This is a genomic window from Bacteroides sp. AM16-13, assembly GCF_003602705.1.
GTDB classification, from domain to species: Bacteria; Bacteroidota; Bacteroidia; order Bacteroidales; family Bacteroidaceae; genus Bacteroides; species Bacteroides xylanisolvens.
Genome location: NZ_QTLK01000015.1, coordinates 129,823 through 145,592, shown reverse-complemented (window position 1 = coordinate 145,592; position 15,770 = coordinate 129,823). Strand labels below are relative to the sequence as shown.

Genomic DNA, 15,770 nt, shown 5'->3' with positions numbered 1-15,770 from the left:
TTTACTTATAAATATTTTATGGGATTCGTATTTATTTTACTCAATTGGAGTGCAAAATTAGGAAATAAATCCCGGATTATGGAATAAAAAATTTCTTTTGTATATTGTTCGCTTTCGTAATGACCAATCTCTGCCATCAGAATATCTTCTTCATGGCCGAAATAATCATGATATTTAATTTCGCCGGTAATAAAAACATCCGCTCCCGACCGGATTGCCTGTGGAAGCAAAAATGCACCTGCACCGCCGCACAATGCCACTTTCTGTATCTCTCTTCCCTTCAGCTTATTGTGACGCAAACATCCCACTTCGAATGTCTTCTTGATGCGTTTCAAAAATTCGAGCTCTGTCTCCGATTCATCCAATTCACCGACAATTCCCGATCCCGCCTGCGACCAGTCGTTCAATAAAGGATAAATGTCGAATGCCGGTTCCTCATAAGGATGGGCAGCCAATAAAGCCTTGATGGTTTCCGCCTTTTTAAAGGAAGGAAGAATCGTTTCAATCCTCACCTCCTCTTCGTGGTGCAGTTCTCCGATTGTTCCACAGAAAGGATGCGTTCCCTCTTTTGCACGGAAAGTTCCCTCTCCTTTCAGATTGTAACTGCATGAATCATAGTCGCCTATATTTCCGCATCCGGCAGCAAACAGTGCTTCGCGTACCGCGTCAGCTTGTGCGTAAGGGACAAACGTCACCAACTTAACCAAGTTATTCTCTTTCGGCTCAAGCACTTTCAAATTCTTCAATCCGATTTTTTCGGCTATCTTATAATTGACTCCACCTTGCGCATTATCCAGATTGGTATGCGCCGAATAAATCACAATATCATTCTTTATTGCTTTCAATATACAGCGTTCCACATAATCCTTGCCCGTAATGGATTTATACCCTTTAAAAATCAGCGGATGATGAGATATGACGAGATTGTAACCCAACGCGATCGCTTCATCCAACACGGCTTCAGTAACGTCAAGACACAACAAAGCCCCTGTTGCTTCCGCTTCTGTCAATCCGATTTGCAGGCCGGCATTATCAAAGCCGTCTTGCAATGGCAGAGGCGCGAATCGTTCAAGGGCGCTTACTATTTGCTTAATTTTCATTATTTGGTAGAAAATTTGGTTGCAAATATAATAAATAAAAAAGGAATAATCATACTAAACGGTCGTTTTTTAGAGAATTTATCGTTATCCGTTTTCTTGAGACCACCGTAAAAGATATCAAACACCACCCGAAAACTATCAAATAAGACCTAAAAACTATCCGATGATAGAAATTCCCCTAAATTCCGTCGGATTCTCCCCTAGCGGGATCGAAAAAATACCTTAAACTTGCAACATCAAAATTTTAACAACGAATACTCACATTTTAAAAACAACACATATGAAAAGTTTAAGCTTCAGAAAAGACTTGGTAGGCGTTCAGGAAGAACTACTACGTTTCGCATACAAACTGACAACAGACCGCGAAGAAGCGAACGATTTGCTGCAGGAAACCTCACTAAAAGCATTAGATAACGAAGAGAAATATACACCTGATACAAATTTCAAAGGATGGATGTATACCATCATGCGCAATATCTTTATCAATAACTATCGCAAGGTAGTTCGTGACCAGACATTTATTGACCATACGGACAATCTCTACCATCTTAATTTACCGCAAGATGCAGGGTTTGAAAGTACGGAAAAGACATACGACCTGAAAGAGATGCACCGCGTAGTCAATGCTCTTCCGAAAGAATACAGAGTTCCGTTCGCCATGCACGTTTCCGGATTCAAATACCGCGAAATTGCAGAAAAACTGAATCTTCCGTTGGGCACTGTAAAGAGCCGTATCTTCTTCACGCGCCAGAAATTACAGGAAGAACTGAAAGACTTCCGCTAAACCCTAACTATATCTACATCAGTTTCAGATTAAACAATTGATTTCATTTTTCAGTTTTATCAATAGGCAAAAGGCAAAGAGAGTGTATATTCTTTTTGCCTTTTGCCTGTTTTCATCGGACAAATATGGATAAAAATCAGTGCCGGAATAAAAACTAATTATAAAATTCTGCGTAAAACTTCCGTTATTTATTGAAAATCTGTATTTTTACTTCCACTAAATAATAAATACGATGAAAACAATTCTGACTCTACTGTTGCTGATAGTTGTGACGACCTCCTGTCAACTCAAAAAGAGTGATAATACGGAAACGGCTGTAACCGAGTCTACAGAAATTGACAATGCCGAAGATTGCACGGCAGATACGGTCAAAGCTACTGCTATCTTCTGGATTGATAAAGCAGAAACCAAACACTGCAAAGAGTACGGCTTTCGTACCATCAAAGCCCATGTTCTCATTCGTGAAGATGGAAAGGTCGATTTGATGTCATTCGTCAAAAAACAATCCCCGGCTGTAGAGACGTACATACGCCATCATCTTTCCAAATTTAAAGTGTCGGAAAAGATGTTTGAAAGCGGATATGTGCAACCCGGAGAACAATTCGTGCAACTTCGCTGCTTATGGGGAATGTTGAAAGGCAAGTAATCAATGTGCTCACAACCGGAGCTAAAAGCAAAGATAACCCGTTGTCTTAGCGTCTAGTTTTTGCTTTTCATCTGTACCTTGTTTTTCAGCGCATACCGTTCGTCTACCACCCTGTCGGTAGGAAAGAAAGTAAAAATAAGCCGCCACTCTCCTTCTTTATAGATAAATTTACGCCCGCTGGCTCCACGAAGAATTGCTTTGTGCTTTTCCCACAGGAACGATTCGATGTGTTCCGGCATTTCAGTACCGGATGCCGAAAACTCCACTGTTATAAAAAAATGCGGAATAGAAGTTTCAGCCACTTTACGGAATATCTGATCGGTAACTGTCATTTTCTGGGTTCTTTGGTTACCTCTAATAATTTCCCGTATGCGTCAAAAGATCGGCGTGAAGCCAATGAAATAGTTATCATCAGCGACAGCATAGATGCCGTAAAAGTAATCACCATAATCATCATCTGATACTTGATGGCAACATTCGGACTGCTTCCTCCCAAGATTTGTCCGATCATTGTGCCGGGAAGAGCAACCAATCCCATCACGGAAATGTTCGCAATCAGCGGACTGAAGGATTTAATAATGGCCTGTCGGATAAATGGAGCCTGTGCTTCCTGCCTTGTTGCTCCGTTCCCTAATAAATAACGATACAACTGTTGCTCACGTTTCAATCCGCTATAATACGTATTCAAAGCTATCACATTGCTCGAAAGCATATTACCCATCAGGATACCGAATATCGGAATAAAGTATTGGGCGCTAAATATATTGTCCAATTGAAGAACAACACCGATAAAGTACAAGCCTACCAGTACAACACTACAAAGAAATCCTACCGTAATAGGGATTAATAAGATACGATGTTTCAACTGGGTACGCACCAGTGCTGTCTGTCCGGCTACGAATATCATAATTATCACCCAAAGGAAGTTAATCCAGGGATTGTTCCATAAAAAGAGATATTTCAGATACATGCCGATAAAGAACAGTTGGATAATCATCCGTACTGTACCAATCAGGGCAGGTTTCAGTAGTCCCGTTTTAAACTTCCAAAGATAAAAGAACGGGATGGCAAGCAGAAGCAAGCCTATAAAAAGATTATAATATGATATATCAATCGTTCCCACAGTGTATTCTTAACAATTCTATCCGATTCGTATTAGAGTTCTCTCCAATCGTTACAACTCTATTAAATAATGACAACCCGAAGCAAAATCCTTATCATGCGATACGGCCAGCACTGCTGTTCCCCTTTCCGCCTGTCGCCGGAAGAAAGACAAGACCCTACCGGTCGAATCGGCATCCAAAGCAGAAGTAGGTTCGTCTATAATAATCAGAGGTTTATTGAGCATAGCGGCTACGGCGAGCATGATGCGTTGACGCTGACCGCCCGACACTTCATTCACTCTCTTGGTATATAATTCATGTTCCAGTCCCAATTCATCAAAACAGGCAAAAAGCCTTTCTTCCGAAAAAGGGACAGAACGGTTCACTTTCAGTCCGAACGGGAGAGCTACCATCTCTTTCACCCATTCGAAAGGCAATGCCAATTCCTGGGGAATCCATGCAATCTGCCGCCTGACTGTATCAATAGTCGATTTATCCAGTACCATTCCTCCTATCCTGATTATCCCTTCTTTCAACGGAACAAAACCCATTATCGCATTCAGTAACGAAGTCTTTCCACAACCAGATTGTCCTACAATACAGGCAGTTTCTCCCCTTTCCAATTTCATATTAAAACCGGAAACAAGAACCTCTGTCCCAAAAGCAATACAAATGTTCTCAATATGTAGCATTTAATCGTACCTTTTGAAAATTTCACCAAAAGTATAAAAAAACAAGGGCATACGTATCAAAATCCCTTTGTTTTCTTAGAAATTTTCTTAGAACGACATGTTTTGTCGTCACGTGACATTATCTTTGCTCTTGATAATTAAAATTAATACCAAATATGGGCAAGAAACGGGAAGGAATGCAACGAATGCTGGTCATTATCAATAAATTAAAAGGACCGCAACAGTATGTGCCACGTAAAGAATTGGAGAACTACGTGACACATCGCATGGAAGAACGAGATGGAACACCTGTAGACATAAGAACTTTGCAGCGAGACTTCAAAGATATAGAAGATCTATTTGGTATCCGCATCTGTTTTGATAAGAAACAAAACGGTTATTATATCAATGAGGAAGACGATTTGAAAAAGGAGCAGTACGAACGGCTTCTGCTAAACTTCGACCTATTGAATGCTTTGGACAAAACTTCCAACCTACACACCTATGTTCTTGCCGAACATCATCGACCAAACGACAGTGAATGTCTTCCGGCATTGATAAAAGCCATTAAATTCTTTCACCCGGTAGAATTCAGTTATATTTATGTACGTGAAGGAGACAAAGTACGCAAAAAGAAAGTCTTACCTTATTATCTGAAAGAAGACCAGCAAAGATGGTATCTCCTCGCCTATGACAACAACATATTAAAAACTTTCAATATAGACTGTATCCGCAATCTCCAAATCCTTTATGAGGAAACCTTCAAAAGGAATATGAATATTGATGCAAACAACTTATTTAAAGACAGCTACGGCATCTGGAATCAGACAGATATTCCAGTAGAAAATATTGAACTAAGCTATAGTGCATTAGATGGCAGTTTCTTGAAATCGATTCCTTTGCATCATTCACAAGAAATCATTATGGACAATGAGATGGAATTTCGAATCAGATTACGCCTTCGTATTACTAATGATTTTGTAATGGCATTGCTCTCACGTAGTAGTTCACTTACAGTAATTGAGCCGTTACATCTTCGGGAACGGATACGGAAAATTTATGAGGAAGCAATAAAAAGACATTTATAACATAACGTTTAACATTAAAACTATGAATCTATTTAAAGCATTATTTGGTAGCAGTTTTTTTCAGCAAGAAATGAAACGTAATCAACAGTATCGCGACAACTACGCCTGCTGCGATGATATTGACGTAAACATTGATTTTGCAGAAGAGATTGAAGATGAAATACAGAATGAAAAACTGTTTTTGTCTGACTATATACCTGAATCTTATTTATATGACGATGAGAATGGAGAAATGGATGATGAGATAGATTTGATAGAATAAGAAACGAAGACTATACTTAAACCTAAAAAAAACAATACCCTAGAGTGTTATATTGCAAAATATATCTATATTTGCACTGTCATCATAAGCAATTATATGACATTACATTTTATTAGATGAAAGTGTTTTGCTTTTATCCTTATTCGGGAAATCTGGTAAATTTCAAAAGGAACAGGGATAACAATAACACTCATCACTTGTATTTTCGTATGTGTTCCTATGCGCATATCTATACAAGTGTGGGGTATTGTTTATTTGTTCCTTAGGTTTACCAGAACCTCCCGATAGATAAACAGACGACTCCACACTTTCTTTTTTATGTATAACCTCATTTTAGGGAGTCGAAATGATATTATAAATAGGATGTTTATGGAAAAAATTTCGGCAATTCCCAAACCTGAAATTGGAGTTAGAATTCTTCTTTCTCGAAAAATTGGTGTAAAAAAACATGATGAAGACTTTTTAATTCTAACAGTGCTATTCTGTTTATTCATGTTATGTTGGATATTTGCGTTTTTAAATTTTATAGGAATAGATGTTTAATAATATAAACTTTGATTATATGGAAAACAATAATGAAATAAAAAAGATTGATTCTTCAATGGTTGAATGTCCCTTTTGTAAGAATGTGATAGAAGCTCCTTCTAAACCGGACGTTATATTCAAATGTCCCAAATGTTATAAGGAGCTTATTACTTATGATAAAAGTAATGAGCCTACACTAAATTATTCACAAAATTCCACAACTCTCAATTGTAAAAATATGTCCTTAATTTATTGTAAAGATTGCGGGAAGCAAATATCAGATAGTGCTTCAAACTGTCCATTCTGTGGTTGTTCACAAAATAACATCCCATCTAATAATAACGAAATTAGTCTAAGTTATCTGTTCGTCAGCTTCTTAATACCACTGATTGGTCTGATTTTGTGCTTTACTTCATGGAATCGCCATGAAGGAAAAACAAAATCTGCTTTGATAGGTACATTAGTCGGAATCATATTTACAGCAATACTTTATTCTATTATCTAAACATATTCATTCTCATGAATAATTCTGATAAGTTCATTTTATTTAGTATCATAGTTATAATAGGATTACTAATCATCTGGGGTGTTTCTTTTCAGAAAGATTATCTCCCTGAATTCAATCCCAATGCAAGTGAAGAACAAAAGACAAACTGGATTAAGGCAAAAACAAAAGAATATATTAAAAACAATTTGTACAATAATGAAGAATATATAGCATTAAAATGGGAAGGAAGTGGTTATACTGATGATTTAGGTCATACAACTACGTATAGCACTTTTCATATACCTTCCGTTGAATGGAATACATTGCGCCTTTCACATACATTCAAAATAATCAATAAAAAAGGTTGTGAATCTCATTATTGTAAACATATTGAATTTGACAAAAAAGGGAATATTACAAATTTTGTCAATCGTATTGATGGAGAAGATTATACAGGGATAGAACAAATTACAGGTATGATACAAGGTCCATTAAGAAATAGTAATAACGAGGAGCTTATAATATGGGGAGAGGATATAGTAAGAAAACATATTTCAGAAAATCTGAATAACTCACAAAAATATATTCCTATAGAATGGACACTATATACAAAATTAACTTTAGAACGAAAAGTCTTTGATGCGTTGGATTTTACATTTTCTTCTATTAAACAAGTTGCTGATTTTCATCCTAACTGGATACACGCAGCATTATGTATTGAGCATAAATATATAATAGAAGGAAGAGATGGATATAAGCAAACAAAGCACAGCGTATTCATAATATCTCCCAAAGGAAAAGTTAAAGAAGTTTCCTACGGATATTTCTCTATTAGTAAAAGTGCAGAGGAACAGTACAAGCTATTATTTACCAATTTTTATTGATATAGAATTTGTCATGCTTTAATATTATTGTTTATGAGAAAGTATATTTTTTTATTCCTGCTTTTATGTTTTACAACAAATGTTTTAGGACAAAATACGGAAAGTTCTCAAACGGAACAACATCAATTAGTTGAATGGTCAAAAAACTGTATCAAGGAGTTTTTCAATGCAGTATCATTATCGGATACTCTCATTCATGAACCTATTGAATGGATCTTAATTGTGCAAGACGCACGTTATCCCATAAAATTGAAAATGGAGGAGCAAAAAACAGACACACTTCGCGGTTGTATAAAACTTCTTGATAGCAGAGGAGTGTTTGACCAATATTTTGAAATATCAGAAGCCCCTGATGCATTTATAGCTGTATCATTGGTTCATAATATAAAATCCAAACGTACAGGTTTAAAAGTAGAATCAGGTGAAATTACATTCGTTCTTGATAATAAAGGAAAGGTATTGGAAATCAAGGACTATGTTAGACCTATGGCAATACGCCAAATGACGACAATGCTAGTGCTTGATAAGACAAAGCAACTATTAGCTGAAAACTTAGGTAAGGATATATTAAAGTTGGAATGGAAATTTCAATCTGATACTCAAAACTGGGTATTAGAAAATGATAATAAAATTATTTACCGATTGACACCTCTTGAAATTATCTATTTTGCTCAAAAATTTATGAGAAAAAGAAATTAGATTTATTTCTATTCAATCAATAGTTCGTTAAACATTTCCTTAACACTTATGCTACGTAAAGAATTGGAGAACTACATGACACATCACATAGAAGAACGAAAACATAACTTTCATCATTAAACTAATTTTATTTATATGAAACCAAGAGAATATGAAGAGTATATCCGAGAATTATTCAATAAACAAGGATATACCACTGAATTAACTCCACAAAGCGGAGATTATGGAATTGATATTTTTGCCACAAAAGGAAGGGAAAAGATAGCGATTCAAGTAAAAATGTACGGAAACTCTAGAAAAGTAAATAGAAGCATGATAATGGAGTTACATGGTGCAAAAGATTATTTTGGATGCAATAAAGCTATTTTAGTTACCAATGGAGAAATCATGCCTGATGCTATAGAAGTAGCCAACCGTCTACAAATAGATTTGCAAATAATTGATTATCCTGACAAAACAACCAAAACAGCAGAAGGTACCCTTTATTCATCAGCCTCCCCCAAAAAAGTACAAGATATAGAATCTAAGAGCTCAAACATTTTTTTTACCAATGAGGAATACACGTTCGATTCCATTTGGGAAACATACATTATGCCACTCAAAGGGAAAACTTTGTATAATAACCGAGGAAAAGAAAATATAATCACAAACGTAGATTGGGCAGGAATAACAAGAATAACCTCACAAGGAAACCCAGGTAAAATTGAAATAGAACATTTCAAAAATGCCATTAAAATACTATTAAAAAAAGGAGAAATCACTCGGGATTATATCAACCAGAATTGCGTAAAACGAGCTTCTTCCGGTATTGTATTAATCTTGTCACAAGTACCATTCTTTAAGTTGGATGAAAACCCCTTAAGACTTACTTTTAAGTTGAAAGAATAAGTTTTACTTTCAAAAATGACAGTATCATACCTTGAAAAATGAACTTTAAGCGTAAGCACTCAGCCTGTTTCCTCTTTGATAAAATGAGATATTCGATGCGAAGGTTACGGACAGTGAAAGTGTAAACTACGAAAGTGTAAAGAAGCGATTTTCCCTTTTTTCTTTCATCGTTTAATGTAAAGTTTTCCAATTTTCATTTATCTTTGCCTCACTAATTAATTCAAGAAAAGTTATGATACTGAACGAAAGAGATGCCCGTCATGAGCATGTATTACAAGTAGCCCGCCAGATGATGACGGCTGCGCGTACTGCTCCGAAAGGAAAAGGAATCGATATTATCGAAGTGGCCCTAATCACGGATGAAGAGATTAAACAACTATCGGACACTATGATAGCTATGGTAGAAGAACACGGAATGAAATTTTTCCTTCGTGATGCCGACAACATCTTAAGTGCCGAATGTGTTGTATTGATAGGAACACGCGAGCAGACACAAGGCTTAAACTGCGGTCATTGCGGCTTCACCACCTGCGACGGACGTACAGAAGGAGTTCCCTGCGCATTGAACAGCATAGATGTAGGTATCGCCATAGGTTCCGCCTGCGCTACGGCAGCCGATTTGCGTGTAGACACACGTGTGATGTTCTCTGCCGGACTAGCAGCACAACGTCTGAACTGGCTGAAAGACTGCAAGATGGTAATGGCCATCCCTGTAAGTGCATCCTCCAAGAATCCGTTCTTTGACCGGAAGCCAAAGCAGGAAGCGAATTCATAATAATGCGTAATGATGCGTAACAGGCACACTGACGACTGACGCAGACAATAAACTGATTTTATAAATAACTAAATAGATAATAGTCTAATGGGAATCATGGTTGGACTTCCCAGCCCAAGTGGCTCGGAGAAAGATTTGCAGTTGAATTTCGGCAAAAACATGACCGTGCAGGTAGAAATGAGAGCCCCTCATTTGCCCGCCGAATGGCATACGCAGAGTGGTATACAGTTGACATGGCCACACGCCGGTACAGACTGGGCATACATGCTGGCAGAAGTGCAAGAGTGTTTTATAAACATAGCCAGGGAAATAGCGAAGCGAGAGTTACTATTGATTGTCACCCCCGAACCGGAAGAAGTGAAAAAACAGATAGCCGCTACCGTCAACATGAATAACGTCCGCTTTCTGGAATGTGCCACCAATGACACATGGGCACGCGACCACGGAGCCATCACCATGATAGACACCGGCACCCCTTCCCTGCTCGACTTTACATTCAACGGCTGGGGACTGAAATTTGCTTCCGAACTGGATAATCAAATCACCAAACAAGCGGTAGAAGCCGGAGCCTTGAAAGGCCAGTATATAGACCGCCTTGATTTCGTTCTCGAAGGAGGCTCCATCGAAAGCGACGGAATGGGCACACTGCTCACTACCTCCGAATGTCTGCTTTCTCCCCAGCGGAACGGGCGACTGAACCAGGTAGAGATAGAAGAATACCTGAAATCAACCTTCCACCTGCAAAAGGTTCTTTGGTTAGACCACGGCTATCTTGCCGGCGACGACACTGACAGCCACATCGATACTTTGGCACGTTTCTGTTCTACCGACACCATTGCTTACGTAAAATGCGACGACAAAGAAGACGAACACTACCAAGCATTACTCGCAATGGAGGAACAGCTGAAAACATTCCGCACCCTAGCAGGCGAACCCTATCGCCTGTTAGCCTTACCGATGGCGAACAAGATCGAAGAAGACGGCGAACGCCTGCCCGCAACTTACGCCAACTTCCTGATTATGAACGAAGTTATTCTCTACCCGACATACCATCAGCCAGCGAATGACCAAAAAGCAAGAGAAGTGTTACAACAAGCATTCCCAGACCATCAAATAATCGGAATAGACTGCCGTGCCTTGATTAAGCAACACGGTTCCCTGCATTGTGTCACCATGCAATACCCATTGGGAGTTATAAAATAACAAATGAATCAACTAAGAAATTATTCATCATGAAAAAGATAAAAGTCGGAATCATCCAACAATCCAATACCGCAGATATTCGGGTCAACCTGATGAACCTCGCAAAGAGTATCGAGGCTTGCGCTGCTCACGGTGCGCAACTGATTGTGCTTCAAGAGTTACACAATTCACTTTATTTCTGCCAGACAGAAAACACCAACCTGTTTGATCTGGCTGAACCCATTCCCGGACCATCCACAGGCTTTTATTCCGAGTTGGCAGCCGCCAATAAAGTAGTCCTTGTCACCTCTCTTTTTGAGAAACGTGCCCCCGGACTATATCATAACACCGCTGTTGTGTTCGACCGCGACGGAAGCATTGCGGGTAAATACCGGAAAATGCATATTCCCGATGATCCGGCTTACTACGAAAAATTCTATTTCACTCCCGGAGACATCGGTTTTGAACCCATTCAAACCTCTTTAGGAAAGCTGGGCGTACTGGTATGCTGGGATCAATGGTATCCGGAAGCTGCCCGCCTGATGGCACTGAAAGGTGCGGAACTTTTAATTTATCCTACTGCCATCGGCTGGGAAAGCAGTGACACGGACGACGAAAAAGCCCGCCAACTCAACGCCTGGATTATTTCGCAGCGTGCCCATGCCGTTGCCAATGGTCTTCCTGTTATCTCCGTCAACCGTGTAGGACACGAGCCCGATCCTTCCGGACAGACAAACGGCATCCTATTTTGGGGAAACAGTTTCGTAGCAGGACCGCAAGGAGAATTCCTGGCACAAGCCGGAAACGATCATCCGGAAAACATGGTAGTGGAAATAGATATGGAACGCTCGGAAAACGTCCGCCGCTGGTGGCCTTTCCTCCGTGATCGCCGGATTGACGAATACGAAGGACTTACCAAACGCTTCCTCGACTAAAGTTCAATGCTGAAGTTCCCCAATAAAGTTCACTCCCAAAGAAATGAGAGAGGATATTTATAAATATCACAATACCAAAAAGGAACTGTCTAACGAAAATTCTAAATATTGAAAATCACCCACGCTACAGATAGTTATAGCGTGGGTGAAATTATTAATGAGGGACTTGTCAGACAGTCCCTATTATATTTATTATGTGGGAAATGTCCCTGCTACAGTAAGGAAATAAGAAGGGCACAGAGTCAAAATCTAAATTTAAAACTCTGTGCCCTTTCTATATATTATATTTAATAACTATTTCATTGAAAAGTTATTTTCTTGTTGGCTAGGAAATTAGCTCCTCCATAAATAAACAATCCCAAGAATTGAGCCAGATATTCATTCACGTCCAGTCCTTCTACCAATAAGATAAGAAATAAAAACTGTGCGGTGTAAGCCACGGCAAAAGCAGAACAAAAGAGCAGTATCTGTTTCCAGATACTATTCTTTTTATTTTCTACAGGAAATATCCAGTATTTGCACCAGAGAAAGTTATGGATTTGAGCTATCAGATACGCTGTTATATTAGCCACCATATAGTCGCCGTCAAATGACATTTCTTTCATCATTAACCATACAACCAACGCCATAATCAAAGCGTTCATTGTACCGATGACTATAAAACGGAATATGCGTACAGATTCTTTCACTCGCCCTCTTTCAAATCTACGATCAAATTCAGTTCATCAAGCTGGCTCTGGTCGATTGCAGAGGGTGCGTCCAGCATTACATCACGTCCGGAATTATTTTTCGGGAACGCAATACAGTCGCGTATAGAATCCAATCCTGCAAACAAAGACACCCAACGGTCGAGTCCGTATGCCAAACCACCGTGAGGAGGCGCACCATACTTAAAGGCATTCATCAGGAAGCCAAACTGTGCCTCTGCCTTCTCCGGAGTGAATCCAAGAATCTCAAACATCTTCGCCTGCAATTTTGCATCGTGGATACGGATAGATCCGCCGCCAACTTCCACACCGTTGATTACCATATCGTATGCATCTGCACGTACAGCTGCCGGATCAGTGTCCAACATCGGAATGTCTTCCTCTTTCGGATGAGTAAACGGATGATGCATAGCCATCAGGCGTCCTTCCTCTTCGCTCCATTCGAACATCGGGAAGTCAATCACCCAAAGGCAAACAAACTTATTCTTATCACGCAATCCCAGTTGAGCACCCATTTCCAGACGAAGCTCGCAAAGTTGTTTACGTGTTTTCATTACATCGTCGCCAGACAGAATCAGAATCAAATCACCCGGTTTAGCTCCGAATGCTTCTTTCATTTGCTGGAGCACCTCCTGCGCATAGAATTTATCTACACTCGATTTCACCGTTCCGTCGGCTTCCACACGGGCATAAACCATTCCTTTCGCACCAATCTGCGGTTTCTTTACAAATTCGGTCAATGCATCCAGCTGCTTGCGGGTATAAGTCGCAGCACCTTCGGCACAGATACCACCCACATAAGCCGCATTATCGAATACAGAGAATCCGTGACCTTTCATGATATCCATCAGTTCCACGAATTTCATGCCGAAACGCAAATCCGGTTTATCGCTACCATAATATTTCATGGCGTCCGCCCAAGACATACGTTGGAATGGTTCATTCAGTTCCACACCACGAAGAGTCTTAAACAAATGTTTAGCCATTCCTTCGAAAGTAGTGATAATATCTTCTTGCTCAACGAAGCTCATTTCACAGTCGATCTGTGTAAATTCCGGCTGACGATCGGCACGTAAGTCCTCGTCGCGAAAACATTTCGCAATCTGGAAATAACGGTCGAAACCGGAAACCATCAACAACTGTTTCAAGGTCTGCGGAGACTGCGGAAGTGCGTAGAACTGTCCCGGATTCATACGTGACGGCACCACGAAGTCGCGTGCGCCTTCAGGAGTAGAACCGATCAAAACGGGCGTTTCCACTTCGATGAAACCCAGACTATCCAGATATTTGCGAACTTCAATTGTCATTTTATGACGCAGTTCCAAATTGGAACGTACAGCGTTACGGCGTAAATCCAGATAACGGTATTTCATGCGGATATCATCACCCCCATCCGTGTTATCTTCGATAGTGAACGGAGGAGTCATGGCAGTATTTAGTACGTTCAGTTCGGAAACAATGATTTCAATGTCTCCGGTAGGAATGTTTGCATTCTTGCTGAAACGTTCATTAACCGTTCCTGTCACTTGAATGACGAACTCACGTCCCAATTTATTAGCACGTTCACAGAGTTCAGCATTAATTTCTTCATTAAAAACCAATTGGGTAATTCCGTAACGGTCGCGAAGGTCAATGAAAGTCATCCCTCCCATCTTACGGCTGCGCTGTACCCATCCGGACAGCGTGACTTGCTTGTTTACATCAGAGATTCTAAGTTCTCCACATGTGTGCGTTCTAAACATATATTTTTTATTTAAACGATTATCACTCGCGTTTTTATTTTGATCGAACCAAAACTGCGCAAAAGTACGCAATAATTTGTAATTCGGTGTCAGTAATCCGTTATTTTATCAGACTTTCTTTGTCAGCTTTTTCAATATTTTCTTGTTTCTATCTGTTATATTGTCGACGATGGCTTCATTCATCAATTTGATGCCATTCATATATTCCTGCGCTCTTTGGAGCACATTGGCTGCGTCCTTTTCCGATGCTCGTGGCACTACCACGCGCAATCCTCTTTGAATCAGTTGAATATTTACATTGGCATCCGTTTCCATGGGGTCACCATCAAAATGCACGACGCCCGGAGTAGTCCGACGGATGCACAACTGTTTGCAGCGGAAAGTCTTGATACGGCTATTCTGATCGATTGTTTTATTGAATAATTGAAAGGCCAATGAAGGAACGTCCAATACGGTGAACGGTTCGAGAATGGTCACATCCAGCAAACCATCTGTCAGAGTGGCTTGTGGTGCGATATAAGCATTGTTTCCATATTGCGACGCGTTTCCGCAGGCAATCAGGAAGGCTTTATACTTGGAGACTCCGTTTTCCGTTTCCAGTTCGTACGTTTCCGGCTCATATTTAAGACTTTCCTGCAGGGTTTTCTCCAGATAAGTCAATAGCCCCCGTTTACCGGCATGCGCAAACTTCAGACTGACAAACGCGTCGAATCCCACTCCGCAAGTGCAGAAAAAATCTGTACCGTTGATCTTACCATAATCTATCACGTCCATGCAACCTTCGTTCAGCACTTCCAATGCTCTCTTCGGTTCCATCGGTATATGCAGATGCCTCGCCAGTCCATTGCCCGATCCGCAGGGAATAATTCCCATTGCGGTATCAGTATGCACCAACGAACGAGCTATTTCATTGATCGTTCCGTCCCCACCGATAGCCACTACTATATCTGTTTTCTCTTCGGCAGCTTTGGCAGCTATTTCTACTGCATGACCGGCTCTTTCCGTATACACTACTTCCCAAGAGTATCTCGCCTTGTCTATTTTTTCGTCCAGCAAGTTAAGAATCAATTCTTTACTTTGTGTTCCCGAAATAGGATTGACGACGAATTTTATTTTTTTCATTCTTTCGTTCATGCTATTCTTGTCGATTGTAGACGACAAAAGTAATATAAATATCTTAAATTTTAATCTATTAGAGGTTTCTAATCATACGAGAGCAACTTTTTTCTCTTAAAAAGAACAGATAAAAGCAAATTTTGTTATCTTTGCCCCCTGTTTTTAAACACTTGTTA

At 39.8% G+C, this 15,770-nt stretch carries 18 protein-coding genes; 11 read left to right on the top strand and 7 right to left on the bottom strand.

All coding sequences use genetic code 11. The features are described 5' to 3' along the window. Positions 1 to 5 precede the first annotated feature (5 nt). Positions 6 to 1,100 carry a Nif3-like dinuclear metal center hexameric protein gene (locus DW173_RS14085; protein WP_008022379.1) on the bottom strand — a complete coding sequence of 365 codons (1,095 nt, stop codon included), beginning with the start codon at positions 1,098 to 1,100 and terminating at the stop codon, positions 6 to 8. Between the two features lie 280 nt (positions 1,101 to 1,380). Here DW173_RS14085 and DW173_RS14080 point away from each other — a divergent pair, with 280 nt between their 5' ends. Both DW173_RS14080 and DW173_RS14075 read left to right on the top strand, forming a co-directional pair. Beyond that, positions 1,381 to 1,884: an RNA polymerase sigma factor gene (locus tag DW173_RS14080; RefSeq protein WP_004312907.1), complete on the top strand. Its 504-nt coding sequence runs from the start codon at positions 1,381 to 1,383 to the stop codon at positions 1,882 to 1,884. Positions 1,885 to 2,116: 232 nt separating this feature from the next. After that, the gene (locus DW173_RS14075) at positions 2,117 to 2,530 is read left to right on the top strand and encodes a DUF4891 domain-containing protein (RefSeq protein ID WP_049702817.1); all 414 of its coding nucleotides are present in this window, start codon (positions 2,117 to 2,119) and stop codon (positions 2,528 to 2,530) included. A 53-nt stretch (positions 2,531 to 2,583) separates the two neighbouring features. On the opposite strand, the gene DW173_RS14070 is transcribed toward DW173_RS14075, so the two are convergent. Genes DW173_RS14070 through DW173_RS14060 form a run of 3 tightly spaced genes read right to left on the bottom strand, consistent with a single transcriptional unit; the run spans position 2,584 to position 4,325 of the window. After that, entirely contained in the window at positions 2,584 to 2,862 is a 279-nt protein-coding gene (locus DW173_RS14070; RefSeq protein ID WP_049702816.1) for a hypothetical protein, read from the bottom strand. Next, positions 2,859 to 3,653 carry an ABC transporter permease gene (locus tag DW173_RS14065; RefSeq protein WP_009041047.1) on the bottom strand — a complete coding sequence of 265 codons (795 nt, stop codon included), beginning with the start codon at positions 3,651 to 3,653 and terminating at the stop codon, positions 2,859 to 2,861. Before DW173_RS14065 ends, DW173_RS14070 begins: the two co-directional genes overlap by 4 nt. A gap of 51 nt (positions 3,654 to 3,704) precedes the next feature. After that, positions 3,705 to 4,325 carry an ATP-binding cassette domain-containing protein gene (locus DW173_RS14060; protein WP_004312876.1) on the bottom strand — a complete coding sequence of 207 codons (621 nt, stop codon included), beginning with the start codon at positions 4,323 to 4,325 and terminating at the stop codon, positions 3,705 to 3,707. A 155-nt stretch (positions 4,326 to 4,480) separates the two neighbouring features. Between DW173_RS14060 and DW173_RS14055 the strand changes: the two genes are divergently transcribed. The 9 genes from DW173_RS14055 to DW173_RS14010 all read left to right on the top strand — a co-directional run bounded on the left by DW173_RS14055 (position 4,481) and on the right by DW173_RS14010 (position 12,029). Then, on the top strand, positions 4,481 to 5,392 hold the full coding sequence (locus DW173_RS14055) for a helix-turn-helix transcriptional regulator (protein WP_008022385.1): 912 nt from the start codon (positions 4,481 to 4,483) through the stop codon (positions 5,390 to 5,392). A gap of 22 nt (positions 5,393 to 5,414) precedes the next feature. After that, positions 5,415 to 5,654, top strand: coding sequence for a hypothetical protein (locus tag DW173_RS14050; protein ID WP_008022386.1), 240 nt, complete (start codon positions 5,415 to 5,417; stop codon positions 5,652 to 5,654). A 369-nt stretch (positions 5,655 to 6,023) separates the two neighbouring features. Next, on the top strand, positions 6,024 to 6,197 hold the full coding sequence (locus DW173_RS23980; RefSeq protein ID WP_008022387.1) for a hypothetical protein: 174 nt from the start codon (positions 6,024 to 6,026) through the stop codon (positions 6,195 to 6,197). A gap of 501 nt (positions 6,198 to 6,698) precedes the next feature. Next, the gene (locus DW173_RS14035; protein ID WP_004312880.1) at positions 6,699 to 7,550 is read left to right on the top strand and encodes a hypothetical protein; all 852 of its coding nucleotides are present in this window, start codon (positions 6,699 to 6,701) and stop codon (positions 7,548 to 7,550) included. A 33-nt stretch (positions 7,551 to 7,583) separates the two neighbouring features. Further along, complete coding sequence (locus DW173_RS14030) at positions 7,584 to 8,249, top strand: hypothetical protein (RefSeq protein WP_004312881.1); 666 nt, start codon at positions 7,584 to 7,586, stop codon at positions 8,247 to 8,249. Between the two features lie 135 nt (positions 8,250 to 8,384). Next, positions 8,385 to 9,137: a restriction endonuclease gene (locus DW173_RS14025; protein WP_004312882.1), complete on the top strand. Its 753-nt coding sequence runs from the start codon at positions 8,385 to 8,387 to the stop codon at positions 9,135 to 9,137. A 232-nt stretch (positions 9,138 to 9,369) separates the two neighbouring features. Further along, a complete protein-coding gene (locus DW173_RS14020; protein ID WP_008022389.1) occupies positions 9,370 to 9,912 on the top strand; it encodes a ferredoxin domain-containing protein in 543 nt (180 codons plus the stop codon). Between the two features lie 87 nt (positions 9,913 to 9,999). Then, on the top strand, positions 10,000 to 11,115 hold the full coding sequence (locus DW173_RS14015) for an agmatine deiminase family protein (RefSeq protein ID WP_120144586.1): 1,116 nt from the start codon (positions 10,000 to 10,002) through the stop codon (positions 11,113 to 11,115). 29 nt (positions 11,116 to 11,144) lie between these two features. Further along, positions 11,145 to 12,029: a carbon-nitrogen hydrolase gene (locus DW173_RS14010; protein WP_015531126.1), complete on the top strand. Its 885-nt coding sequence runs from the start codon at positions 11,145 to 11,147 to the stop codon at positions 12,027 to 12,029. 299 nt (positions 12,030 to 12,328) lie between these two features. Here DW173_RS14010 and DW173_RS14005 read toward each other — a convergent pair whose 3' ends face one another. The 3 genes from DW173_RS14005 to DW173_RS13995 all read right to left on the bottom strand — a co-directional run bounded on the left by DW173_RS14005 (position 12,329) and on the right by DW173_RS13995 (position 15,612). After that, the gene (locus tag DW173_RS14005) at positions 12,329 to 12,718 is read right to left on the bottom strand and encodes a GtrA family protein (protein ID WP_032811763.1); all 390 of its coding nucleotides are present in this window, start codon (positions 12,716 to 12,718) and stop codon (positions 12,329 to 12,331) included. Continuing rightward, positions 12,715 to 14,478, bottom strand: a complete 1,764-nt coding sequence (aspS, locus tag DW173_RS14000; RefSeq protein WP_008022394.1) for an aspartate--tRNA ligase — start codon at positions 14,476 to 14,478, stop codon at positions 12,715 to 12,717. Before aspS ends, DW173_RS14005 begins: the two co-directional genes overlap by 4 nt. A 108-nt stretch (positions 14,479 to 14,586) precedes the next feature. Continuing rightward, the gene (locus DW173_RS13995; RefSeq protein ID WP_165861535.1) at positions 14,587 to 15,612 is read right to left on the bottom strand and encodes a diacylglycerol/lipid kinase family protein; all 1,026 of its coding nucleotides are present in this window, start codon (positions 15,610 to 15,612) and stop codon (positions 14,587 to 14,589) included. Positions 15,613 to 15,770: the final 158 nt, after the last annotated feature.